Source organism: Fibrisoma montanum, from assembly GCF_003583365.1.
In the GTDB taxonomy this organism is placed as follows: domain Bacteria; phylum Bacteroidota; class Bacteroidia; order Cytophagales; family Spirosomataceae; genus Fibrisoma; species Fibrisoma montanum.
Genome location: NZ_QXED01000002.1, coordinates 199,450 through 222,996 on the forward strand (window position 1 = coordinate 199,450; position 23,547 = coordinate 222,996).

Annotated in this window: 15 protein-coding genes; 4 read left to right on the top strand and 11 right to left on the bottom strand. The window is 56.0% G+C overall.

Annotated elements, in window-relative coordinates; translation table 11 throughout:
- Positions 1 to 248: 248 nt before the first annotated feature.
- The 4 genes from DYU11_RS06655 to DYU11_RS06670 all read right to left on the bottom strand — a co-directional run bounded on the left by DYU11_RS06655 (position 249) and on the right by DYU11_RS06670 (position 6,800).
- Positions 249 to 2,711, bottom strand: a complete 2,463-nt coding sequence (locus DYU11_RS06655; protein ID WP_229365722.1) for a TonB-dependent receptor — start codon at positions 2,709 to 2,711, stop codon at positions 249 to 251.
- A gap of 281 nt (positions 2,712 to 2,992) precedes the next feature.
- On the bottom strand, positions 2,993 to 5,794 hold the full coding sequence (locus DYU11_RS06660; RefSeq protein ID WP_119667486.1) for a hybrid sensor histidine kinase/response regulator transcription factor: 2,802 nt from the start codon (positions 5,792 to 5,794) through the stop codon (positions 2,993 to 2,995).
- A gap of 107 nt (positions 5,795 to 5,901) precedes the next feature.
- On the bottom strand, positions 5,902 to 6,300 hold the full coding sequence (locus DYU11_RS06665) for a phage holin family protein (RefSeq protein WP_119666882.1): 399 nt from the start codon (positions 6,298 to 6,300) through the stop codon (positions 5,902 to 5,904).
- A gap of 83 nt (positions 6,301 to 6,383) precedes the next feature.
- Positions 6,384 to 6,800 carry a phage holin family protein gene (locus DYU11_RS06670; RefSeq protein WP_119666883.1) on the bottom strand — a complete coding sequence of 139 codons (417 nt, stop codon included), beginning with the start codon at positions 6,798 to 6,800 and terminating at the stop codon, positions 6,384 to 6,386.
- 127 nt (positions 6,801 to 6,927) lie between these two features.
- On the opposite strand from DYU11_RS06670, the gene DYU11_RS06675 reads away from it, so the two are divergent.
- Positions 6,928 to 7,656, top strand: a complete 729-nt coding sequence (locus tag DYU11_RS06675) for a class I SAM-dependent methyltransferase (protein WP_119666884.1) — start codon at positions 6,928 to 6,930, stop codon at positions 7,654 to 7,656.
- Between the two features lie 21 nt (positions 7,657 to 7,677).
- On the opposite strand, the gene DYU11_RS06680 is transcribed toward DYU11_RS06675, so the two are convergent.
- Complete coding sequence (locus DYU11_RS06680; RefSeq protein WP_119666885.1) at positions 7,678 to 9,348, bottom strand: amino acid permease; 1,671 nt, start codon at positions 9,346 to 9,348, stop codon at positions 7,678 to 7,680.
- Between the two features lie 173 nt (positions 9,349 to 9,521).
- Here DYU11_RS06680 and gldA point away from each other — a divergent pair, with 173 nt between their 5' ends.
- On the top strand, positions 9,522 to 10,436 hold the full coding sequence (gene gldA / locus DYU11_RS06685) for a gliding motility-associated ABC transporter ATP-binding subunit GldA (RefSeq protein WP_119666886.1): 915 nt from the start codon (positions 9,522 to 9,524) through the stop codon (positions 10,434 to 10,436).
- A gap of 70 nt (positions 10,437 to 10,506) precedes the next feature.
- On the opposite strand, the gene DYU11_RS06690 is transcribed toward gldA, so the two are convergent.
- Positions 10,507 to 11,040, bottom strand: a complete 534-nt coding sequence (locus DYU11_RS06690; RefSeq protein WP_119666887.1) for a DUF4136 domain-containing protein — start codon at positions 11,038 to 11,040, stop codon at positions 10,507 to 10,509.
- Positions 11,041 to 11,172: 132 nt separating this feature from the next.
- Positions 11,173 to 12,216, bottom strand: coding sequence for a 3-dehydroquinate synthase (gene aroB, locus DYU11_RS06695; protein WP_119666888.1), 1,044 nt, complete (start codon positions 12,214 to 12,216; stop codon positions 11,173 to 11,175).
- Positions 12,217 to 12,415: 199 nt separating this feature from the next.
- Here aroB and DYU11_RS06700 point away from each other — a divergent pair, with 199 nt between their 5' ends.
- Positions 12,416 to 13,324 (top strand): manganese catalase family protein, encoded by a 909-nt coding sequence (locus tag DYU11_RS06700; protein WP_119666889.1) that lies wholly within the window; start codon positions 12,416 to 12,418, stop codon positions 13,322 to 13,324.
- Positions 13,325 to 13,376: 52 nt separating this feature from the next.
- On the opposite strand, the gene DYU11_RS06705 is transcribed toward DYU11_RS06700, so the two are convergent.
- The 4 genes from DYU11_RS06705 to DYU11_RS06720 all read right to left on the bottom strand — a co-directional run bounded on the left by DYU11_RS06705 (position 13,377) and on the right by DYU11_RS06720 (position 19,879).
- Positions 13,377 to 14,519 carry a pyridoxal phosphate-dependent aminotransferase gene (locus DYU11_RS06705; RefSeq protein ID WP_119666890.1) on the bottom strand — a complete coding sequence of 381 codons (1,143 nt, stop codon included), beginning with the start codon at positions 14,517 to 14,519 and terminating at the stop codon, positions 13,377 to 13,379.
- Between the two features lie 125 nt (positions 14,520 to 14,644).
- A complete protein-coding gene (locus DYU11_RS06710; protein WP_119666891.1) occupies positions 14,645 to 15,124 on the bottom strand; it encodes a hypothetical protein in 480 nt (159 codons plus the stop codon).
- A gap of 29 nt (positions 15,125 to 15,153) precedes the next feature.
- A complete protein-coding gene (locus tag DYU11_RS06715; RefSeq protein WP_119666892.1) occupies positions 15,154 to 16,611 on the bottom strand; it encodes a SusD/RagB family nutrient-binding outer membrane lipoprotein in 1,458 nt (485 codons plus the stop codon).
- Positions 16,612 to 16,696: 85 nt separating this feature from the next.
- Entirely contained in the window at positions 16,697 to 19,879 is a 3,183-nt protein-coding gene (locus tag DYU11_RS06720; protein WP_119666893.1) for a SusC/RagA family TonB-linked outer membrane protein, read from the bottom strand.
- Between the two features lie 578 nt (positions 19,880 to 20,457).
- On the opposite strand from DYU11_RS06720, the gene DYU11_RS06725 reads away from it, so the two are divergent.
- Entirely contained in the window at positions 20,458 to 23,544 is a 3,087-nt protein-coding gene (locus DYU11_RS06725) for a SusC/RagA family TonB-linked outer membrane protein (protein WP_119666894.1), read from the top strand.
- Positions 23,545 to 23,547: the final 3 nt, after the last annotated feature.

Below are 23,547 nucleotides of genomic sequence, written 5' to 3' on the forward strand. Positions count from 1 at the left end.
TCGTTCAGATAGTTCTAATTTTAAGATTATACGTAATATTTTGATTATCAACGTATTATTATTGTAATACATTGGCAGGATTCTACTTTTGCTACATGAATTTATGATTTTGTAACAGTGGGTTGTGGTACGGAAAGGGTTATAAAACCAGTCGGGGAGCTGTGGATGATGAGTATCCCGTTCTGAACCGGACACTCATCATCCACAGCTCCCCAACCGCGCCTGTCGACCCCGTTGGACGGCCCCCGTCAGAAGTCAATCCGGTACAGGAAAATTGGCAGGAAACCCAACTGATATTCCTGCTTGATAATGCTACCGTCTGGTTGTGGGGCGTAGCTCAGCGACAGGATATTCTGGACGCCCAGCACGTTGACCAGGTCTACCGAAACGGTATGGGTCAGACCCCGGCGACCAATGGCACCCCGATTGATTTTATAGTCGGCCTTCAGGTCGAACCGCCGATACGGGGCAAACTGCATGGTGTTGCGCCCTTCATTCTGGAAAATCACTTCCTGATTCAGCCGCGACGCCCGCTCATCGACAGGGCCGTACCAGCGTCCGCCCGTGGCGGTGTACTTGAAGCCCAGCGTGAGCGACGACCGCCGGAACGCGAACTCGCGGGCGAACAGGGCGTTGAACGCGTAGCGGCCGTTGAAGTCAGTATTACGCAGTACGCCGTCTGAGCCTTTGTATTTGGCGTCAAACAGCGAGCCGGTTAGCAAGAAGTAGTAGTTGTTGCTGAAAAATTTCTCTACGGTCAGCTCCACGCCGTAGTTGCGGCCGGTACCGGTGTTGGCCACGGGCCCCGGAAAGACCCGGGAGAAGGAGGCCCCTGCGTTAACCAGCGAAAACGACGACCGCTCCCGCTCAACCGGAATGTTGAACAGCCGTTGATAGTACGTTTCCAGCAGCACGCGGATGTTGCGGCCCAGCAGCCGCTGGTAGCTGGCGACGTAATGCCAGCTTTTGGTCAGGCCCATGTTCCGATTGGCCAGTTGTGCCGCGTCGGTTGAACTGTTGAGGTCTTCGGCGTAAAAGTAAGCGTACACCGGCTGAACCTGGCTGTGTAGCCCCGTGGCCAGACTCAGCTTCTGGCGTCCCGGCAGGTCCCAGCTCAGCCCCAGCCGCGGCTCAATGGGCGACAGACTCCGATTGTTGAGGGTAAACCAGAGGGCGTTCAGGCCGGCCGTCAGCGTCAGGTTTTCAGTCAGGCGGTTGCGGTAGCTCACGTACGGCTGAACGAGTGCAAACGCTTCGTTGGTGTTCCAGCGGGTGCGCCATGGGGTAAAGCGGGTGAAGTTGACATCCACAAACGTCCGCACGCTGTCGAATGCTTTGAAATGGTACAGATCCGTGTTCAGCCCGGCTTTGATCGTGGCCCGGGCGCTGAGCTTGTGGTTGACATAGGTCGACAGTGCGTAGCAAACTTCCGAAAACCGGTAGTCCAGAATAGGGCGCAGCGAGTCGATTACGTAGCGGCTGTTCTGTACCAGTGGATTACCGCTGCCATCCTTGCGCAGGAACAGGTAGTCGTGATTGGCATCCTGCGCGTTGCCCGATACCGCCAGCGTCGCTTTCAGGAACGTCTGCCGGTTCAGCGGCCGGGTGTAAGTCAGGCCCGCGGCACCCATCCGGGAGGTGTAGTACTGATCGCGGTCGTTCTGACCGAAAATGTTCCGGTCCTTTACCTCCTGCTGACTAATCAGAATATCAATAGTGCTGGTGCCGCCGAGTGCCCAGAGGGCCAATGATCCGCCCGATTCGCCGTTCCGTTTCTTCAGGGGGAAGTTTAGCCGGAAAAAGCCGTCCTGGTAAGCTGGTACAGCCTGCGTACCGATGTCGATGCCCAGTTTGCTGAAAAGCCACAGGTTCGCGTACCGATACGTAGCCAGGTAGGACGCGCCCGATTTTTTCGACAAGGGACCCTCAACCATCGCTTCCGTACCCAGAAATCCGAATTGCAGCATTTTTTCGTGGCGTTCGTTGTTGCCGTTGCGCAGCTTCAGATCAAACGCCCCGGCAATGGTATTGCCGAATTCGGCCGGAAAGGCGCCCGTAAAGAAGTCGGAATTGGCCAGGTATCGGTTGTTGATGATACTGACCGGCCCGCCCGACGTTCCGGCAATGGCAAAGTGGTTGGGGTTGGGAATGCTGACGCCATCGACCCGCCACAGCACGCCCTGTGGGGAGTTCCCCCGAATCACGATGTCGTTGCGGGAGTCGTCGGCCCCCTGCACACCGGCGAAGTTGGAGGCCATGCGGGCCGGTTCGCCCCGGCTGCCGGCGTAGCGGTTGGTCTCGTCGACCGAAAACTGCCGGGCCGATACGACCGCCATTTCGTTGCGGGCTTCGCCGGTACGCTGTGCCTGAACAGTTACGGCCGTGAGCTGCCGGATTTCTTCTTCCAGTTCAACATCGAGGATTTTCTCCCGGCCCGCATCGATGATGATGTCGTTCAACAGGGCGTCTTTGTAGCCGACCAGCGACACTTTTACCGTGTGCCGTCCAACCGGAACGCCCGCCAGCCGGAACGTTCCTGACGTATCGGCAACGATGCCCTTGTCGGCTGTTGTGACCAGTATGGTGGCACCAACCAGCGGAAACTTGGACTCTTTATCAACAACCCGCCCGCGCAGGGTCTGGGTAGCCTGACCCAGGGCAAGTTGAGTGGACAGGGAACAGAGAAGCAGTAGGGTATACGGTGGTTTCATACAGTAAAAGGAGTGTGTCGGTACAAGCCGGTACGTAGACAAACAAAGATGTCTACAAACTTTCGGGTTGAATATAGTTGGTATTGGGTATTGCAGTAAAGGAGTTTTCATACAATTCGACGAGCATTTGATTAACCGTAGAACGAATCAAAAGTAGTCGCCGTCAGTGCGTTATAAAACCGAGGGTTTATCTGCGGCAGGATTGGGTTTACCTCCGGCGGTGAGGGCGGCCTGAAAGCAGGGGGGAGATTACCGGTCGACCGGAAGAACAGGCTACAGAGTTACACGCTCACCGACGGCGACTTCCGGAACTCCGATGGCGTGCGCTGGGTGTGCTGCTTGAAGAACGTAGTGAAATAGGCCGGGGAACTGAAGCCGGTTTCGTAAGCAATTTCGGCGATGGGTTTGCCGGTTTCAGCCAGCAGGGCTTTGGCTTTCTTGAGCCGGATTTCTACGAAGTATTCGTTGACGTTTTTGCCCAGCAAGGCCTGCGCTTTGCGGTAAAGCTGCACCCGCGACAGGCCCATCTCGCGGCTGAGCTGCTCCACGCCGAACGACGGGTCGGTCAGGTGATTTTCGATCAGGGTCGTCAGTTCGTTCAGGAATTTCTTCTCCTGCCGGTTTTCGGTTTTGGCCAGGTAATCGCCGGTGTAGCGCTTCTGCCATTTCTCCCGGTTGGCCAGCGTCGTGTTGATGGTTTCCAGCAGGTACGCCATTTGAAACGGCTTGGCAATGTAGGCGTCGGCCCCGGCGCGGGTGCCTTCTATGCGTTCTTCCATCTGGCCTTTGGCCGTCAGCAGAATCACCGGTATGGTCGAGGTCCGGAAATCACTCTTTACGCGTTGGGTCAGTTCCAGGCCGTCCAGCGTGCCGGGCAGCATGATGTCGCTGATGATCAGATCCGGAATCGTTTCCAGAATGCGCTCCCAGCCTTGCTCGGCCGAGGGTTCCGCCACTACGTCGTAGCGGTCGCCGAGCCGGGATGCCACGTAGTGCCGGAGTTCGTCGTGATCTTCAATAACGAGAATCGTACCGGCTTTGGCTGACTGGACCGCCTGCTCGTCTGGTGCCGTCGGCAGCCACTCGTCGTCAACCGGCAGAGCCGTCGATTCGGTGCGGTGGGGGTCGGGAACCGGACCGATTTCGCTGGGATCGAGGTGAGCATTGCCCAGGGGCAACTGCAGGGTAAACGTCGTGCCTTTGCCCGGCTCCGACTGAACCAGCAGTTCGCCGTGGTGCAGCGTCATGAACTCCCGCGACAAGGCCAGCCCCAGTCCATTCCCCAGCGTGAACTGCGTTGATCCGGTATAGAACAGGTCGAAGATGCGCTTCTGCTGGTCTGGGGTCATGCCTTCGCCGTTATCCTGCACCTCAATCCGGACCGCTCCGTTAGTCGTGGTCAGATGCACGTGGATGAAACCATGCCGGGGGGTATACTTGAAGGCGTTGGACAGTAGGTTGAACAGGACTTTGTCCAGCTTCTCGCGGTCAAACCAGAGGGGCAGCATGGATTGGGTCGACAGAAACCGGAGGTCGATGCGCTGCTTGTCGGCCTTGGCCCGAAAGTCCTGCACAATGTCCTGAATAAAGGCCACCACATCCCCTTCCTGCGCTCTGAGCAGCAGCTTCCCGGCGTCGGCCTTGCGAAGATCGAGCATCTGATCGACCAGCCGCAGCAACCGGTGGGCGTTTTTCTGAATAAGCGACAAACTGTTTTTTACCTCCCGGGTGTCCAGGTGTCGTCGGGCCAGCAACTCCTCCGTCGGGGTGAGAATCAGGCTTAGGGGTGTGTTGAACTCGTGGGAGATGTAGGAATAAAACCGGAGTTTTTCTTCCGTTGCCTGCCGGGCCTGTTTGGATACGGCCTCAATCTGGTCTTTCTGCTGGCGAATTTCTTCGTTCTGCTGAGCCAGGCGCTGATAGGCCGCCTGTTTGGCGCGGGCCAGGTACCAGGCATACGCGCCGAGAATAATCACAATCAGCAGACTGACCAGCGTGACGTACAGCCGGTTTCGCTGCGATGCGTAGGTCCGGTTCAGGTCGTCGATTCGCTGGCGCTGGCGCTCAATATCAATCTGCTGCTCGGTGACCTTATCATTCTGGAGCTTCATGATCTGCACGTTCGTCGAATCGATCAGCGTTATCGGCAGCCGGTTTTCGCGTTTAAACGGCTGCTTTTGCAAAATGGCCATGGCCGTCCGGATCGCTTCTTTGCCCCCGGTCGGGTAGAGAACGGTTGCATTGAGGATACCCCGGTCAACCAGGTCGATGCCTTCGTTTTTGCCGGGCAGCCCGTCGACGCCAATAATCCTGATCTGTTTATCCAGCCCCAACTGCTCACAAACCTGGTAGGCTTTCAGAGCGGTACGGTCGTTCTGCGCAAAGATGAGTTGTATGGTTGGTCGGGTTGTCAGCAGGCGGGTAAGCTCGGGGGCAAACGACTGCTTATCCCAGTCGCCTTCCAGCTTACTGACCAGCCGGATGCCGGGTTGGCGGCCGATAGCTTCCACGAAGCCCCGGTGCCGGTCAATGTCGGCCGAGGAGCCCGGCGATTCACCAATTTCGATGACATCGCCTTTGCCGTCGAGCAAAGCCCCGGCGTAAATACCGGCCGTGCGGCCCACGTCGACGTTATCGGCCCCTACGTAGGCGGTGTATTGATCCGAAGCAGTCCGGCGGTCCAGCACAATAACCGGAATACCCTGCTGGTAGGCTTTTTCGACGATGGGCGTAATGGGGCGGGCCGAGTTGGGCGAAACGATCAGCAGATCAACCTGTTGCTCAATCAGTTCTTTGATCTGATCAACCTGTCTGGCACTTTGTCCACCGGCATCCTTAACAATAAAGTCAACCCCGGGATAAAACGACAGCTCGCGGTTCATGCCTTCCAGCATGGTTTTCCGCCAGGTATCCGCCGTGGTGCGCTGCGAAAACCCGATCCGATAGGCCGGTTCCTGCGGTGTTTCCGAGCAACCTGATAAAGCAATGCCGACAGGTATAAATAAACCCCGGCACAACAGCCGGTACGCCCAGTGTCTGGGGCTGCCTGCCTGCTGTGCCGGGGAGAAAAGAAGTCGCTTCATCAACGGGAATGATCGCATCAATAGCCTGTAATGGATAAAGATAGCGCCCCCGGTTGGATGTTTTGTCGATTAATTGATAAAATTTTAATGCCAGTGAGTAAGGCCGTCTAGCCAAGACGCAGCGAATGAAGGATACTCACAACGTAGCCCGACTCAACCATCTGCTCCGACGGGGCCGACCGGTCGATCAGCATGCCGGCCACGGCTACGGCGACGGCAATCACCAGCGCGGGCCAGAAGCCATGAATGGTAAAGCTGTCGAGAATGCGGTCAATGAGCTTCAGCAGAAGGGCCGTAACCAGGATGCGGACGATGCCCGTCAGCAGGAAAAACGTAACGAGGTTCAGCGGAAAGCGAATAAGCCAGCCTACAAAAAAATTGAGCAACCCCAGGAGTACGGCAATCAGCAGAGCCGTGCCGAAATTCTTAACGTCAATCTGGGGCATGATGTAGGCCAGTCCAAAAATTACGGCAGCGTCCAGCAACAAATGTAAAATCAAGTTCATAGACTCTTGGGTGTTTGATGGTTCGACGTTCGAAGTTAGCCGTTTAACCCGTACCAGCTTCAAACGCCGACCATCTTATTTGGCTACTGACTCGAATTACTACGCCCGTCGCCTTCCTGGAAATACGGCCGGTTTTCGTCGGCGGTCGGGTAATCGTGCTGCCGCAGGCTGTCGTAGATCGTTCCCGTAACGGTTACGGCAAAGCCGATCAGTACCGCCGACCAGAACCCACGCAGCGAAAAGCCTTTAAACAGACGGGCCAGCAGAATCAGCGAGACAACGGTCAGGATCATACGCACGAAAAACGTGAGGGTAAAAAACGTAAGCAGGTTTTCAATGCTGTACCGCATGCCAAAACTGATACCTACGTTCAGCAGCGCAATCAACACCGCAATGACAAAGGCAATGCCTGCGTCTTTCACCTGGGTTTGCGGCAGATACCGGGCCATAAAGTAGATGACGGCAGTATACAGCAGTACGGGGCCAATTAAACTTACCATAATCGTTGAGTTTGGTTGATGTTAATGTATTAACTGTAAAGGCATTTTGTTTGATTTCTAAAGCCACCGGTATTTTAAATCAATACGTTGACATTTTGGGTTATGCATCTGAGCAACTCAAACAAGCATGTACCGCCTTTTGATTTTTTTGCTGGCTGCGTTCTTTTCCTGCGGGCCAGGTTCGTCGCAGCAAACCGCTGGTAAGGCCAAAACCGACTCGTCGGGCTACTACCAGTACCGAAACGCAACCCGCGACGGCATCGGCAAGGTTTACCAGGGTCGGGAAATCGCGCAGGTGATGGGCCACCTTGGAGCGGCCTGGCTCGAACGGCCCGAACGCGAACAGGAAGAACGTACCGACCTGCTGCTGGATGCGTTGGATCTAAAACCCACCGACGTAGTGGCCGATATTGGTGCCGGAACGGGGTATTTCACCTTCCTGATGGCACCCGAAGTGCCCCAGGGTAAGGTGCTGGCCGTGGATATTCAGCCGGAAATGATTGACTACCTGAATGCGGGCAAGCGTAAACGGAATATGTCGAATGTGGAGGCCGTGCTGGGAACGGAGTCAAATCCAAAGCTGCCGGCCAACAGCGTTGATTTGGTTATTATGATTGATGCGTACCACGAGTTTTCGTATCCACGCGAAATGATGAATACCATCGTGAAGGCACTAAAGCCGGGTGGCCGGGTAGTGCTGGTCGAGTACCGCGCCGAAGATCCCAGCGTGCCGATCAAGGAACTGCATAAGCTGAGCGTCGCCCAGGCAACCAAAGAGATGAAAGCAGCCGGGTTGAAACTGATCAAAAACGACAGCCGTCTCCCGCAGCAGCACGTCATGTTTTTCGGCCGGTAATCTGATTTACCGCAAGTGGCACTACGTCGAAATTAGCCCTTTTTTGGCCAGTTTGCTCTTGCGGAAGCCGTACGAGAAGTAGATAACAAGGCCGATGACGAGCCAGACGACAAAAATGGCCCAGTTCGTGACCCCCAGTTCGGTCATCAGGTACAGGTTCGTCAGAATACCCAGCACCGGCAGCAGCGAGAAGTTGCGCTGAAACGCAAGCACCGAGAGGGTGGCCCAGGTTAGCCAGAAAACGACCAGCAGCGGTTTTTCAGCCAGGTGCGCCGTAAAGTCGCCGACGTACAGGGCAAAGCCCAGCGTGGCAATAAAGCCAGCCCCGATGATGTACTTCCCGTTGACGTATGGCACCCGGAACTTCGACTCTTTAGAAATGCCTTTTGCATCAAGGTACAGAATACCCCCGCAGACCAGAATAAAGGCGAAGAACGTACCGACGCTGGTCAGGTCGATAAAGAACTGCATGTCCAGAAACAGCGACGGAATGGCCACCAGCGCACCCGTTACGATGGTTGCAAACGAGGGCGTCCGGTAGCGGGGGTGGATTTGCGCAAACTTCGGCCACAGCAGCCCGTCGCGGCTCATGGTCATCCAGATGCGTGGCTGGCCGAGCTGATACACCAGCAGGGCACTTGTAATCGCCACCACGGCGCTGACCGAGATCACCCCGGCTACAAAATCCAGATTTACTTTCTGAAACACGTACGCCAGCGGATCGTCAACCCCCAACTCCTTGTAGTTGACCATACCGGTCAGCACCAGCGTAATCAGGACGTAGAGAACGGTGCAGATGATCAGGCAATACATCATGGCTTTGGGTAGGTCGCGCTGCGGATTGCGGCATTCCTCGGCCGTGGTGGAAATTGAGTCGAAGCCAATAAAGGCGAAAAAGACCGACGCTACGCCACTGAGTACACCACCCACGCCATTCGGGGCGAAGGGCGACCAGTTGGTAGGTTTTACATAGAACGCGCCGACCAGAATGACCAGCCCGATAACGGCCAGTTTCAGAATAACCAGCAGGTTGCTGGCATTGCGCGATTCTTTGATGCCGATGTAAACCAGGTACGTAATCAGAATCGTGATGATGCCCGCGGGCAGGTCCAGAATCAATCGCAGACCGCCGAGCACCGGCGCGGCCTCATACGCCCGGGCCAGGGCCTGTACGTTGGCCGGCATGGCTTCGCCCGTGCGCAGGGCGGCCTGCACCTGTTCGTAAGCGCGGTGGGCCGATCCGTAGTCGCTGGAGAGGTAGCCCGGAAACTGGATGCCGAATCCGCTGAGCATGGACGTGAAATATTCTGACCACGAGATAGCGACCACCATATTGGAAACGGCGTATTCCAGAATGAGCGCCCAGCCGATAATCCAGGCAAAAATTTCGCCGAACGAAACGTAGGCGTAGGTATACGCGCTGCCGCTGACGGGTACTGTGGAGGCAAACTGAGCGTAGCTGAGGGCCGTAAACACGCAGGCAATGGCCGTAAACACAAACAGCAGCGACACCGCCGGCCCGCCGTTGAAGCTCGCCCGACCGATGGTGCTGAAGATACCGGCTCCGATAATGGCTGCAATTCCCAGCGATGTCAGGTCGCGTACGCCCAGCACCTTCACCAGATTAGAAGCCTCTCCTTCCGCCGAATCACCGACGGCCTGCGTTACCGACTTTTTTCGAAAAATGGACATGTATGAGTATTCAATAGAGATAGAAGATACTGGATAGTGAGTCCCGGATCATTTCCGGCAGAAAGTCTATGATTCAAGATCCAGCATCCCAGCGTTCAAATTTCAGCGTACAAAGGCTAAAAATAGAAATACTTTCCGGTTTTTTGCGCGTTAATAAGGCAAAACACCTACTCATGTCGATCCGGGTTCAAAACCTGACTAAGGAATACGGCCGACAAAAAGCCGTTAACAATATCTCACTGACCGTGCAGCCCGGGGAGATCGTCGGATTTCTCGGGCCTAACGGGGCGGGTAAGTCCACGACCATGAAGATTGCTACGGGCTACCTCCCGCCAACCGACGGTACCGTTGAGGTGAATGGCTTCGACGTTCGGACCCAGCCGATGGACGTTCGTCGGAGTGTAGGCTACCTGCCCGAGCATAATCCGTTGTACCTGGACCTGTACGTCAAAGAATACCTCCGGTTTGCGGGGTCGCTGCATGGACTGAGCGGTACGGAGCTAACTAACCGCATTACGCAGATGATTGAGCTGGTTGGGCTGGGTCGTGAGCAACATAAACGAATCGTTCAATTGTCGAAAGGCTACCGTCAGCGCGTTGGGCTGGCGCAGGCGCTTCTGCACAATCCGCCGGTGCTGATTCTGGATGAGCCCACCACCGGTCTGGACCCAAATCAACTGGCCGAAATCCGACAGGTAATCCGCGAAGCGGGCCGCGACAAAACGGTGCTGTTCTCAACGCACATCATGCAGGAAGTCGAAGCTGTCTGCGATCGGGTAGTGATCATCAACCGGGGCGAAATCGTGGTGGATGAGTCGCTGAGCCAACTACGCGGGCAGACCGGCGAAGGCGTTACGGTCGTGGCGGAATTTGAAAATGATCTGGCCGACGCGGCTCTGTTGGGGTCGGTGGCCGGGGTGCAGCGCGTGGAGTCGATAGGAGAGGGTCAGTACCGGATTACGGCGCAGGCCGGAACCGATCTGCGGGCGGCTGTTTTCCGGCTGGCTGCGGATCAGGGATTGACGCTGGTGGGATTACGCCAGCAGGAAAATTCGCTGGAGACTATTTTCAAAGAATTAACCCGGTAACGTAACAGGGGTTAATGGCATTTCGCAAAACGCCATTAACCCCTGTTACGTTGGTTCATTACAAGCCGGGCTAGCGGCTGGTCGCCATCAGCGGATACTGGTCGAAAATCGACCGGACAATGCCTTTGAAATAGTTATTCTTGAAATTAGGGTTACGCATCATCTTGGAAGCGTATCCTTTCCAGATGACTTGATACGTTTCGGCGTCGATGAGGGAGATCATCAGGGTGCCTTCGTCCAGGTTGTAGTCAATACGTTTGTAGGTGGCATCATCATCTTCGCGCACGACCCAGTCCTTAATCACCGGCTGCTGGTAGCCCCGGAAACGCAGGTCACTGCGGAAGATATTGTACGAAATCAGCAGATTTGGATTGCGGTTGGCAACGCGATAGCCGCGGGCTTCCATCTGGTGCCGGATGGCATCCTGAATGTCTGAGCAAAGCAGGGTGGAGTCAACAAACTCACACTCCAGAAAATTGAAAGATTCGTAGTTCTTGAAGTGGCCCTCGTAGCTGTAATCATGCTCCACAAACAACTTCCCGGGCATACAGCCCGCCAGACTGACAACGGCCAGTGTAAACAGGATACCGATGCATTTTTTCATACTCGATTACGTAAACGTTTTTTATATGAGTTTAACTGAGTTAAGATGGGAATGGGGTTATGACTTAGATGCTTTGGGTCGAACTCAAAGATAAACGTAAATGTTTGGCAAACAATAAACTATTAGAAAATTTTAATTTTCCGTTACCCCCCGGTAAAAGGCAATGGCCCGACGCATTTCTGCCGGTGTAACGGCTATGTCGAAGGCGCATTTTCCCGGTCCATCCAGCAGTGCCATCCGCACCTGACGCCCCCGATTTTTCTTGTCCTGAGCCGTCAGCGCTACAATAGGTTCTATGTCTGCTTCCGACAGGCGTACCTTGCCATATACGGCGAATACGTACTCTTCGATTTGAGCGAGTAGCGCTTCATCAATCATTTTTTTCTGCGTGGCAATGTAGGCTTCGGCGGCCATACCCACGGCGATGGCTTCTCCGTGCAGGAGCCGTGCCCGGCCGGGCTTGGTCAGGAAGTACGTTTCAACGGCATGACCGATCGTATGCCCGAAGTTGAGAACTTTGCGCAGCCCTTTTTCGGTCGGGTCCTGTTCCACAATCCGCTGCTTGACGGCTACCGAATGGGCCACCAGGGCGGGCCAGTCCTGCTCGTCCAGGTCGCGCCGACGGACCTGTTCCCACATGGCCGCGTCGGCAATAAGGCAGTGTTTGATCACTTCCGCAAAGCCCGACCGAAGTTCACGCTCGGGGAGCGTTTGCAAAAAAGCCGGATCGATCAGCACAGCCGCCGGCTGCTGAAAAACGCCGATGTGGTTCTTGTAGCCTTTGAAGTCAATTCCTAGCTTCCCGCCGACACTCGCGTCGACCTGCGCGAGCAGCGTGGTCGGGATCTGCACGAACGAAATGCCGCGTTTGTAGGTAGCGGCACAAAAGCCGCCCATGTCGCCGATAACCCCACCGCCAAGATTCAGAACCAGTCCGTGCCGGTCGAAATTGGCGCGGGTCAGCGCATCCCAGATGGTTTCGCAGGTGCCGAGGTGTTTCTGCTCTTCGCCGGCCTTAATCCGGATCAGGGTGTGTTTGGGCAGCAGCGGCTCCAGTGTTGGGTAACAGTGGCGCAGCGTGTGATTGTCGGCAAGAACAGCAAGGGCCGAATGATCCAGTGTTTGCAGAAACGACGACAGGCTCTCAGCGAGCGGGGCGATGGTGACGGTTGACATAGCGGCAAAGGTAAGCAATCACTGAGAAGGGAGGAAGGGGAGGAAAGGAGGAGGGAGGGGAGGAGAGGAGGAAGGAAGGGGAGGAAGCCCGCTTACTCTGTTTTGGTAGATTGTATAAGTATTTAATAACTAAAGTCGATTGGGTTAGTTGGTTTTTAGGGCTCGCACGATTACTCAAGCCAACCAAAGCCCAGCGACTATGATCTTAAAAATAGATCAGCTCCCGATCGAGCTGCCTACTCCCAAAAACCCCTCGCCCAATAACGCGGCTGCCGTTCAGGAACTTCTCGGCGGTAAGTTCGGTGAGATGTCAACCCTGATGAACTACACGTATCAGTCGTTTAACTTCCGGGGCCGTAAAAAGCTGCGGCCGTTTTATGACCTGATCTGTTCGATTGCGGGTGAAGAGTACGGTCACATTGAAGTAGTCGCCTACACGACTAATCTGCTGCTGACGGGCGTGAGCAAGCGGGGCATGGACCCTACGACAACGCCACTGGCCAATGGGGTCGATGCCCGTAACACGCACCACTTCATTGCCAGCGGGCAGTCGGCGCTGCCGATGGATTCGATGGGGCATTTCTGGTCGGGCGAGAACGTATTTAACAGCGGGAACCTCAAACTTGATTTACTACATAATTTCTTTCTCGAGTGCGGAGCCCGGGCCAACAAAATGAGAGTGTATGAGATGGTTGATGATCCGACCGCCCGTACCATGGTGGGGTATCTGCTGGTACGCGGTGGGCTGCACGTAGTGGCTTACGCCAAAGCGCTCGAAAAACTGACGGGGGTGGAAGTCACGAAACTGCTGCCCATTCCCAACCTGAGCAACGACGCCTTCCCGGAAGCCAAAAAGTTTATGGAGCAGAAACTGCACCTGCAATTGTACACCTTTAGTCAGGAGGATTACAGGCAGGCCGGTCTGATCTGGAACGGGCCGCACCCCGAGGATGGTCAGGAGTGCGTAGTGATTGAAGGCGCAATTCCGGGCCATACGCCACCGGACCTTGAGGAGGAGCCTCAACTGAACGCGCCGGGTGGCGACGATTTTGATCCGCAGATGTTTGCCGATATGGCCAAAAAGATGGGGATCAAATACGAGTATTGACTTTTATGATTTACGGAGCGGGACCGCTGAGCGGTCCCGCTCCGTTCCGTAATCAGGAGACAACCTTCAACGCGTCGGCAAAGGCCTGCATCTGCGGCATGGTGCCGAGACTGACGCGGCACCAGAACTGCCCGTCGAACTTCCACTGACGAACACTCACGCCCTGCTCCATCATCTTGCCGATGAAATCGTCGCCTTTCATCCGGATCGGGAACAGCACGAAGTTTGTGCCCGACGGCAGATACGTATAGCCGTTGGTCTTCAGGGTTTCGTACAGAAATTCGCGGGCTTCGAGTCCCTTCGACAGCGAGTATTTGATAAACTCTTCGTCTTTGTAGCAGGCCAGACCCGCCCGAATGGTCGTCATGGTCAGGCCACCGGGGCCGCCCCCCCACTTGCTGATGGCCATGAGCGTATCCGGCTGACCGACGAGGTAGCCCAGGCGCAGACCGGCCATGCCGTAGATTTTTGAAAAGGTGCGGGCTACCAGTACGTTCTGCCCTTTCTTGATGTTGTCAATGACCGAAAACTTCGCCGGGTCGCTGGTGTAGTGAATGTACGCTTCATCGACGAAGACCGGTTTTTTGGCCGAAACCCGGTCGACAAAGGCCCGTAGCGCAACCGGGTCGATGGTAACGCCGGTTGGGTTGTTGGGATTGTTGACGTAGACCAGGCTGGTCGTATCCGAGATGCGCTTTTCCATTTCTGCCAGGTTATGGTCATAGCCACCGGCCGTGAGGGGTACCTTTTCCCATTTGGCACCGTGCTGCACAGCGGCCCGCATCAGTTGCTCATAGGTCGGGTCGGCCGAAATGATGCTGCCCCCCGGCTTGGCGTAAGTGTAGTGCATGGCTGCGGCAATCAGCAGGGAACCCGAGCCGGGTGCCAGCAAAATCTGCTCTTCGGAAACCCCTTCCTGCTCGGCAATCATCTTACGGAGCTGTGATCCATACTGGAACGGATACAGATACCCATCCTGCGCAGCCTCGCTGATGACCTTCAGGGCTTTGGGCGACGGCCCGTACGGATTTTCGTTGGCCGATAGCCGGGCTTTCAGGGCGCCTGTTTTAGGAGGGAAAAATGTCGGAGCCGCAGCTTCATCGAGCCACGGTTCACAGTAGCCGGTCTGAGCAGTAACAAGGCCTAAGCCAGAAAGCAGACCGGCCCGCAGCCAGTCACGACGGTTAAGTTGCATGGGTTATTGATTTTCGGTTTACAGTATAAAAATTACAGTATTCGGTTCAGGGTTTTCCGCTGACAGGAACAGTACTGAACGTACCGGATCGCCATCACCGAAAACCCCAAACCGAATACCAGCTATTATTCTACAGCCTGAATGCGCGACAGCCGGCTGAAGGCTTGTCCTTTGTGCTCGCCTGACCAGGTGAGCTGCACACTATTTCCTTTTTTAGGGGCGGCAATGCCCAGTTCCGCCCAGGTTTTTGTCAGGACGGCCCGGCCACCGGCATCCGTTTTCAGATCGCCTATGGCCGTACCGTCGCGCCTGGTAAGCTTGAGGGACAGGCCTACGACCGGAATCGAATCGATGCCGACTTTATAGTCGAGGATGCCGCTTTTGTCAAGTTCGAAAATCTTTACAGCCATGGTAACCGGGCTGGTGATTTTCTGGTTGACGACCGGCTCGGCGGTCAGCCCGCCCCCGTCGCCCGATGCGTTGTCGATCACAACCAGCACGGGGGCGGCTACGCGGTCAACAAACGGATCTTCCGCTTTCTCGCAGGCGGTGAGGCCCGTGATTGCCAGAAGGGTTCCAAAAAGTAATGCGTTATATCGGTTCATCTGTGTTCGCTTTTGTGATTTTAGTCTGCTTACTTTTCTGACCACCACAGTTTCATTTTCGTGTCGTTCTTACCGCCGATCAGTTCAATGCCTTTTTGGTAATTGACTTCGTTCAGTGAAGCTTCCGACGTAGGGTAGGGCAGGCGCGTCGGCAATACCCCATCGTTTTCGAACACGGCGCGCGGGTCCTTGGCCGGCAGCACCGGCAGACCCGTCCGGCGGTACTCCGTCCATGACTCCAGCCCCTGTCCAAACAGCGCAATCCACTTCTGTTCCATAACCTTCTCCTTCGTGGCTGCGCCGACCGTCTTCAGATAGGCATCCGTCATTTTCAGACCGTACTGCTCAAAGGAGGCCGTCATACCTTTTTCAAAGTACGGCTGGGCTGAGCCGCTGATGTCGCCGTCGAGGGCGGCTTCGGCCAGAATCAGATTCAGTTCGGCGTAGGTCATGACGACCTCCGGCGAGGTTTTCTGGATGAAGTACGTGCCAATGTTGGAACTGACACCCAGGTAAGTTGTCGCTACGGCGTCGGGGAGTCCGTTGGCGTGACCGAGGTATTTGCCGTCCTTGTTGGGCTGGGCGTACACCGTCAGGCGCGGATCGCTCAGTTCGGTCAGCTTATCGACCAGCGTTTTGCTCACGTTCCAGTCGGTCCGGCTGTCGTTGATCATGACCAGATACAGTTCGTTGTTGCTCGACAGCACCTCCGTACATTTCAGCGACGCATTATCGGCATTGCTGGTAAAAACCGGGTACTTGGTTGGGTCGGCCAGAATTTCAGCCATGATCGCCCTGGATTCGGCCGATTTTTTGGCGGCCTGGCGGTTGGCCAGCCGGAGCCGGAGTGAGTTGGCAAACTTTTTCCACTTCAGGATGTCGCCGTTGTAAAGAATATCGCCCGAAACGGCCGGTCCCTTGACATCGAGCTTTTCGTTAGCCGTTTTCAGATCGGCGAGCAGACCGGCATACACCTTGTCCATCGAGTCGTAGGTGGGGCTGTAGACCGGCGCATCGGCCGTGCCTTTCAGCGCTTCCGAATACGGAATGGGGCCGTAGAGGTCGGTCAGCAGCGAAAATACCCACGACCGCATCACCAGAGCGATGCCCTCGTAGTTGGCGTTCTGGAACTTGCCGCCGGGCTGCGAGAGGGCGATGATGCGCTGGAAGTTAACCAGCCCGTCGTTGAAGAGGGATTTCCAGTTGTTGTTGTAAAACGCGACCGACAGCCCGTAATTATCGCCTTCATTTGAGTAGATGTTCCGGGTCAGATACTGCATCCAGAGCATGGCACCGTCGAGGTTCAGCCGCTCAAAGCGCGTCCGGCCGCCCCACGACCGATCGATCGAGTACTCAATCGCGTACGGCAGAAGGTACTGCGGACTCAGCGCCGTAGGGTTGTTGGGGTCGATGTTCATCTCGTCGAACTCCTTGGTGCACGACGAGACGGTTAGTAAGGTGAATATGAAGAGAATGATTCGTTTCATCATCGTTTGTGGTTTGTGGTGTGTAGTTTGTGGTTTGTAGTTCCTTCGGTGTCAACCAACTACAAACCACAAACTACAAACCCATTTAAAACCCTAGGCTCAGGTTCAGTCCCAGGCTGCGTGAGCTGGGTAGTTCACCGTAGGCAAATCCTTGGGCATTGCCGCCGAACCGGTCAACCTCCGGATCGAGGTGCGGGTGATTGCTGAAGAGCATCAGCAGGTTCCGGCCAACCAGCGATACTTTCGCCGTCCGGATCTTCACGCGGCTGAGCAGGCTGGCCGGAATCTGATAACCCAGCGATGCCTCGCGCAGCTTGACGTAGGAACCGTCGAAAATGGCCGCTTCGTGGTAGCGACGGGGGTTGTTGTAGCCGTAGAGCGTCGTGGCCGGCATAATCACCGTGTTCGGTACGTACTGCGGGTTTTCGGCTGATCCGACGTTGACAACCCCCTTGCCGATGATGCCTTCCTCGCGACCGATGGCCGTTTCGGCGTACTGCCCTGTCCAGCGGGCGTTGGCTGTTCCCTCGTCGTAGAACTGTCCGCCCATTTTCGTGTCAATCAGAACCGACAGGACGATGCCTTTGTAGCTGAACGAGTTAAGCCAGCCGCCTGTCCATTTGGGCTGGATGTTCCCTAGCACCCGCGGATTCGTCGAAACAACCGGCAGGCCGTCTTTGTAAATGATCTGGCCGTCGGGTGCGTGCTCGAAGCCGATACCGAACAGCGTACCGTACGGCTGACCAACCCGTGCTTCGGACGTAAGGCCCTGCCGGGAGTTCAATACGTAGGTGGTCAGGCCTTCGGCCAGTTCAACCACTTTGTTGCGGTTGCGGGCGAAGTTGACCGTCGTTTCCCAGCTAAAGCCGTTGGGCAGCTTAACGGGCGTGCCGGTCAGAACGATCTCAATGCCTTTGTTGGTCAGAGCACCCGCGTTCAGGACGCGCTGGTTGTAGCCGCTGGCTTTGGAAATGTCAACCGCCAGAATCTGGTTGCGCGATGTTTGATCGTAGTACGTTACGTCCAGCCCAACCCGACCCTTAAGAAACCGCAGGTCCATTCCCAGTTCGATACCTGTCGTAATTTCAGGCTTGAGGGTCGAGTTCGAGATTTTGGTGTTTTCATAGAACTCCGGTACGGAGCCGTTCCAGGAGCCGCCCGATCGGAACGTCTGCGCAAGCTGATACGGATCGGTGGTGTTGCCCACCTGCGCCCAACTGGCCCGTACCTTACCAAATGACAGGAGGTTGCTTTGAATCCCGAGCAGATCGGTGATAACGGCGCTGGCCGATACCGATGGGTAGAAGTAGCTGCGGGCATCGGCCGGCAGGGTCGACGACCAGTCGTTGCGGGCCGTGGCGTTCAGGAACAGGGCGTTCCGCCAGCCCACTTCAAACGATCCGAACAGACTGTTCATCTGCGACTTCTGGATGGCGCTTTCGACGGCGTTCTGGCTTACGTTCGAGTTGGAGAGGTTGTATACACCATCGACCACCAGTTCGCCGACGTAGGTGTAATTACGCTTGTAGTAGTTCGTCCGCTGCACCCCGCCCACCTGTACGTTGGTCGTGATGTCGCTGGTCAGCGATTTATTGAACGTCAGGATGAAATCGTGGTTGGTTTCCTGCTGGCGGAGCACTTCTTCGGAGTAGCGGCCGGGCGTACGGTTGCCGTTCCGGACCCGCTCGAAGTTGACGATGTTGATGCGCGTATCGCTCCAGAGGTCGGTACCGCTGCGGAGCATCAGGCTCAGGTACGGCATGATCTGGTAGTTCAGCGCAATGTTACCGACCAGCCGGTCTTTGTCGTTGGTGTACGGCAGCAGTTCCGTCAGGTAATACGGATTCGTGAAGAACGTGTGCTGCCAGTTTGGTGGATCGGTATCGGCGGGTCGGCCGGGGAGCGCCCGCTGGATGTGCACGGCCGAGTAGTCGCGCCAGTTACGAATCCTGTTCCAGTCGGTCTGGCGGTGGGCCCAGATAAACTGCTGACCCTCCTGGAAGCCCCGGTTACCGCCCGATTTTACGTATTCGGCCGAAACGGCGACGTTTAGCTTCGGGGTGAAGTTGTACGCCGTATTGAGCTTGAAATTGGACCGTTTGAAATCGTTGAAGTACATGATGCCATCCTGCGACAGCCGCCCAACGGCCAGCCGGAAACTGCCCTTGTCGTTACCCCCCGACAGGGCCACGGTGTTGGTAATCGTCCGGCCGGTTTGCCAGTAATCGTTCCAGTTGTTGGGCATGGGCGTCAGCGGAGCCACTTCCCGGCCCGACCACCAGTGCCGCACAAGCCGGCCGTCCATCGGTCCGCCCCAGCTTTCGTCGGTGCCTTCCGTACCGCTGAGCGGGCCGTTCGGATACGCGGCCCGGTACTGCGTGATTTCGAGCGGATCGGTGATCGCCCCGCTCCAGCCGTCGGTATACCAGGTGCGGTAGCCGTTGCCCCCACCGTAGATGTTCTGAAACTGGGGCTTGATCCACGGCTCGTCGAACGTAACGTTCGAGTTGACCTCCACGCCAATTCCTTTCGTGCCGGAGCCGTTTTTGGTGGTAACCAGAATGACCCCATTGGCCGCCCGGGAACCGTAGAGAGCCGCAGCGTTGGGGCCCTTCAGCACACTGATTTCTTTGATGTTATCGGGATTGACCTCTGATAAGCCACCCCCCCATTGTTTCTCCGAGGTCTGCTGAATCGGTACGCCATCGACAACGATCAGCGGCTGGTTATTACCCGATACCGACGAGGCCCCCCGAATCTGAATGGACGAGCCACTGCCCGGTCCGCCGTTGCTGCTGATGCGCAGCCCGGCAATTTTACCCGACAGGGCGTTGGCGACGTTGGAAGACCGGGCCTCCGTAAGGGCCGAGCCTTTCAGTTCCTGCACGCCGTAGCCGAGGGCCTTTTTTTCTTTGGCAACCCCCAGGGCTGTAATGACAACTTCCTGAAGCTGCCGGGTGTCGGCTTTCAGCGTCAGGTTGAAGGTCGACCGGTTACCGACCGTAAGTTCTTCCGTTAAAAAACCAATGGAACTGAACGTGATCACGGCCGCATCGCCGGGCACAGAAAGCGAGTATTTTCCTAAGGCGTCGGTAGTAGAACCGACCGTGGTGCCTTTCAGCACGACGTTGACGCCCGGTAGGGGACCTTCTTCCGCCGAACTGACAATACCGGTTATCACCCGATTTTGAGCCTGAACGGTAACTGAGGTCCCAACCAGCAACGCACTACACCAAAACAGAAGCCAGATACGTAGTCCTTTTTGCATAGTTTATGATTAAGAATAAAGTAGCTGGGTGCTCCCGGTGGCGCGGGTTGGTAGCAGGCACTGGCCGCACGGCCCGTACCGCCCCGTACCAACCGGGCGCAACACAACTACCCTGACCGGCCCTGCGGACCGGCAGACGTAACACAAAAAAAGTTTGGCTAACAAGGGCCGATTGCGCCGATCCGAAATCGGGCAGTCGCTTCACGTATGTACCCAACCGGCACCCGCCCGAAGCCGGAATTACCGATTGACGTACCGTACCATCTGTCCTACGAGTGCGGCCAGTAAACAGACAGTGCGAGAGGCTTGCGTTTTGTTGTACTCAAATTAGATGATCAAAATTAACCTTGTTCGTGATAAAACAAATAATATTTCTTGTTTTTTTTAATAGAGCTCCAATAAATTCTAATAAAACAAAAAATGACAAAATATTATGCAACTTATGTGAAAATATTTTCTTGCCAAAGTGCAAATGCACTACTACCCGGTAGAATATAAGCTAGACTATTGGTTATATGTGATTTTTCAGCCAGTTTTGGGGTCATTTTCCAATTCAATTCATCTAATAATCTCTGCATATGCAGTCTTTTGTACGATTATTCCTATTCCTGCTCATCAGTACGATGGCCGGCGTTGCCGCTATGGCCCAGGATCGTACCATCACGGGCAAGGTTACGTCGGCCGACGACGGGACGCCGATTCCGGGAGCCAGCGTCGTGGTGCAGGGTACATCGCGGGGGACAACCACCGACGCCACCGGTACCTTCCGTATCCAGGCCCAGAGCGGACAGACCCTGCGCATCAGTTTTATTGGCAATGCCAGCCGGGACGTTGTAGTTGGCAACAGCGACGTAGTTAACGTAACGCTCCGTCAGGAATCGAACGCCCTGAACGAGGTCGTTGTGACGGCGCTCGGAATCAAGCGCGAGAAACGGCAGCTTGGGTATGCCGTAACGGAGGTAGCCGGTCAGGATCTGGCCAATTCGCAGCGCGATAACTTCCTGAATGCCATCCAGGGCCGGGTGGCCGGGGTGCAGGTGGGGGCGTCGAGCGGGATGCCGGGATCGTCCTCGTCGGTCATCATTCGCGGCATAAACTCGCTGAGCGGCAACAACCAGCCCCTCTACGTAATCGACGGGATGCCGATCAGCAACAATACAATTGCCAGCAACAGCTTCGTGTCATCGCGTACGTCGGGGCAGTCGACCGAAAACCGGACCGTCGATTTCAGCAACCGGGCGCAGGACATCAACCCCAATGACATTGAAACCATTACGATTCTGAAAGGTCCCGAAGCGGCTGCGCTTTACGGTGTGGAAGCGGCTAACGGGGCCATCGTTATCACCACCAAGAAAGGACGTGCCGGACAGGGCCGTATCAGCTACCAGAACAGCTTCACCTGGCAGGAGCCGGGAGCACTGCCCGAAACGCAGCGCGTGTACAGTCAGGGTAACAACGGGGTTCCTCAGGCGAACAATTATAATGCGTTCGGGCCGCGCTACGCTGAAGGCGTTCAGTTTTACAACAACGCCGAAAACTTCCTGCAGACCGGATTCGGGCAGCGGCATAACGTATCGTTCGACGGGGGAACTGACCGCTACACGTACCGGTTGTCGGCCGGCTACACCAACTCCCAGGGGGTAATTCCGACGACCAATTATAAGCGTCTGAATATCAGCCTGGGCGGCACGGCCAAGATCACCGACAAGCTGTCGCTGGAGTCGACGATTCAGTACATCAACACCGACAACCAAAAGGTATCGAAAGGAACGAACAGTTTCCTGTTGGGGATGCTGGTCTGGCCGGCAAACGATGATATGAGCAATTACCTGAATCCCGACGGGTCACGTCGTCGTGCGACAACGGCCAATGCAGAAATTGAAAACCCGTATTTCGACGTTAACAAGAACCAGCTTCGCGACCGGGGTAACCGCGCCGTGACGAATATCGGCGCCAACTATGCCGCAACTGACTGGCTGACCTTAACGGCCCGTGTCGGTCTGGATGTGTTCTCGACCCAGTACCTGATTAAGTACCACCCCGAATCGAACCGGGCGGGGGGCGTAATCGGTGGGGCGCTGGACCAGGCTACCGATAACAACCGGACCCTGACGGCGCAGTACTTCGCCACGGCCAAGCGCGACTTCGGTAAATTCAGTACGTCGGTGCGCGTTGGGCAGGCCATCTACGACTATCGATACGAGGTGCTGGCAACCCGGGGTGAGAAATTCCTCGATCCAAACTTCACGTCGATTAACAACACGGACCCGCTGACGCAGAAATCGCTCACGACGCTACGGCAACGGCGGCTTATCGGGGTGTTTGGCGACGCGACCTTCGGCTACGACAACCTGCTGTTCCTGACCGTAACGGGCCGCAACGACTGGTCGTCGACTTTCCCGCCGGCCAACCGCTCGTTCTTCTACCCGTCGGCGTCGCTGGGCTTTGTCTTCACCGACCTGGTGCCGCAGGGGGCGTTCCGCAACGCGCTGTCGTATGGTAAGTTCCGGGTGTCGCTGGCGCAGGTAGGTAAGGAAGCGCCCGAGTATTCGACCTCGCAGGCCTACGAAAGCCAGACCACCACGGGCGGAGGCTTTGCCTATGGCTTCACAGCCCCCAACCCGTTCCTGAAACCCGAAAAAGTCAATTCGTTTGAAATTGGAACCGAACTGAAATTCTTCAACGGGCGGCTGGGTGTCGATGCGGCTTATTACAGAACAACCAGTACGTCGCAGATTATCCGCGACCTGCGCATCAGCTACGGTACCGGGTTCATCCTGAAGACCATCAACGGTGGTAAACTCTGGAACAACGGGGTGGAGATCTCGCTGACCGGCGAACCAATTCGTTCGGCAAACTTTACGTGGAACTCGACCGTCAATTTCACTAAAACCAACAGTCAGTTAGTGGAGCTGGCGCCGGGTCTGCCCGAGTTCTATAGCTCGGATACGTGGCTGTATGGCAACATTCGGAACGGATCGCGGCTGGGCGGGTCACTCACGACGCTGACCGGCAACAGCTACGTTCGCAACAACAAAGGGGATATCCTGATTAGCCCTGTTTCGGGTTTGCCGTTTACCGAAACTGCCTGGAACGTAGTCGCCGACCGGAATCCTGACTTTGTGATGGGCTTCCTCAACAGCTTTTCGTACAAGAACTTTTCGCTGAACTTCCTGCTCGACATCCGGAAAGGAGGGGATGTGTATAACGCTACGGAGTCGTTTTTGTACCGGCAGGGGCTGAGTATGAAAACCCTCGACCGTGAGACGCCCCGCATCTTTACGGGTGTGCTGAAAGACGGTCTGGAAAACACCGACAACCCGACCCGCAACACCATTCAGGTTGTGCCCTATTACAACAACGCGTACTACTCGGCGCTGGCGGATGAAAACTTCATCGAACGCGACATCAACTGGTTGCGGCTGAAGGAAGTAACCCTGCGGTATAACCTGCCGTCCTCACTGCTGACCCGCTCGCGGGTGTTCAAAACGGCGGGGGTATTCTTTACGGGAACGGATCTGCTGCTGCTGACCAACTACACCGGCGGTGATCCGGGCGTAAACGGTGTCAACACGGCTACGGGTGGTTCAGGCGGCTACGGCATCGATTTCGGGAATCTGCCCCTGCCGAGAGTGTTCAACGTGGGCATTAACGTAGGCTTTTAATTG

What these genes read in the sequence shown, in the direction of transcription:
- DYU11_RS06655 (WP_229365722.1), bottom strand. Translation starts at nt 2,711, where the DNA reads ATGAAACCACCGTATACCCTACTGCTTCTCTGTTCCCTGTCCACTCAA.
- DYU11_RS06660 (WP_119667486.1), bottom strand. Translation starts at nt 5,794, where the DNA reads ATGAAGCGACTTCTTTTCTCCCCGGCACAGCAGGCAGGCAGCCCCAGA.
- DYU11_RS06665 (WP_119666882.1), bottom strand. Translation starts at nt 6,300, where the DNA reads ATGAACTTGATTTTACATTTGTTGCTGGACGCTGCCGTAATTTTTGGA.
- DYU11_RS06670 (WP_119666883.1), bottom strand. Translation starts at nt 6,800, where the DNA reads ATGGTAAGTTTAATTGGCCCCGTACTGCTGTATACTGCCGTCATCTAC.
- DYU11_RS06675 (WP_119666884.1), top strand. Translation starts at nt 6,928, where the DNA reads ATGTACCGCCTTTTGATTTTTTTGCTGGCTGCGTTCTTTTCCTGCGGG.
- DYU11_RS06680 (WP_119666885.1), bottom strand. Translation starts at nt 9,348, where the DNA reads ATGTCCATTTTTCGAAAAAAGTCGGTAACGCAGGCCGTCGGTGATTCG.
- gldA (WP_119666886.1), top strand. Translation starts at nt 9,522, where the DNA reads ATGTCGATCCGGGTTCAAAACCTGACTAAGGAATACGGCCGACAAAAA.
- DYU11_RS06690 (WP_119666887.1), bottom strand. Translation starts at nt 11,040, where the DNA reads ATGAAAAAATGCATCGGTATCCTGTTTACACTGGCCGTTGTCAGTCTG.
- aroB (WP_119666888.1), bottom strand. Translation starts at nt 12,216, where the DNA reads ATGTCAACCGTCACCATCGCCCCGCTCGCTGAGAGCCTGTCGTCGTTT.
- DYU11_RS06700 (WP_119666889.1), top strand. Translation starts at nt 12,416, where the DNA reads ATGATCTTAAAAATAGATCAGCTCCCGATCGAGCTGCCTACTCCCAAA.
- DYU11_RS06705 (WP_119666890.1), bottom strand. Translation starts at nt 14,519, where the DNA reads ATGCAACTTAACCGTCGTGACTGGCTGCGGGCCGGTCTGCTTTCTGGC.
- DYU11_RS06710 (WP_119666891.1), bottom strand. Translation starts at nt 15,124, where the DNA reads ATGAACCGATATAACGCATTACTTTTTGGAACCCTTCTGGCAATCACG.
- DYU11_RS06715 (WP_119666892.1), bottom strand. Translation starts at nt 16,611, where the DNA reads ATGAAACGAATCATTCTCTTCATATTCACCTTACTAACCGTCTCGTCG.
- DYU11_RS06720 (WP_119666893.1), bottom strand. Translation starts at nt 19,879, where the DNA reads ATGCAAAAAGGACTACGTATCTGGCTTCTGTTTTGGTGTAGTGCGTTG.
- DYU11_RS06725 (WP_119666894.1), top strand. Translation starts at nt 20,458, where the DNA reads ATGCAGTCTTTTGTACGATTATTCCTATTCCTGCTCATCAGTACGATG.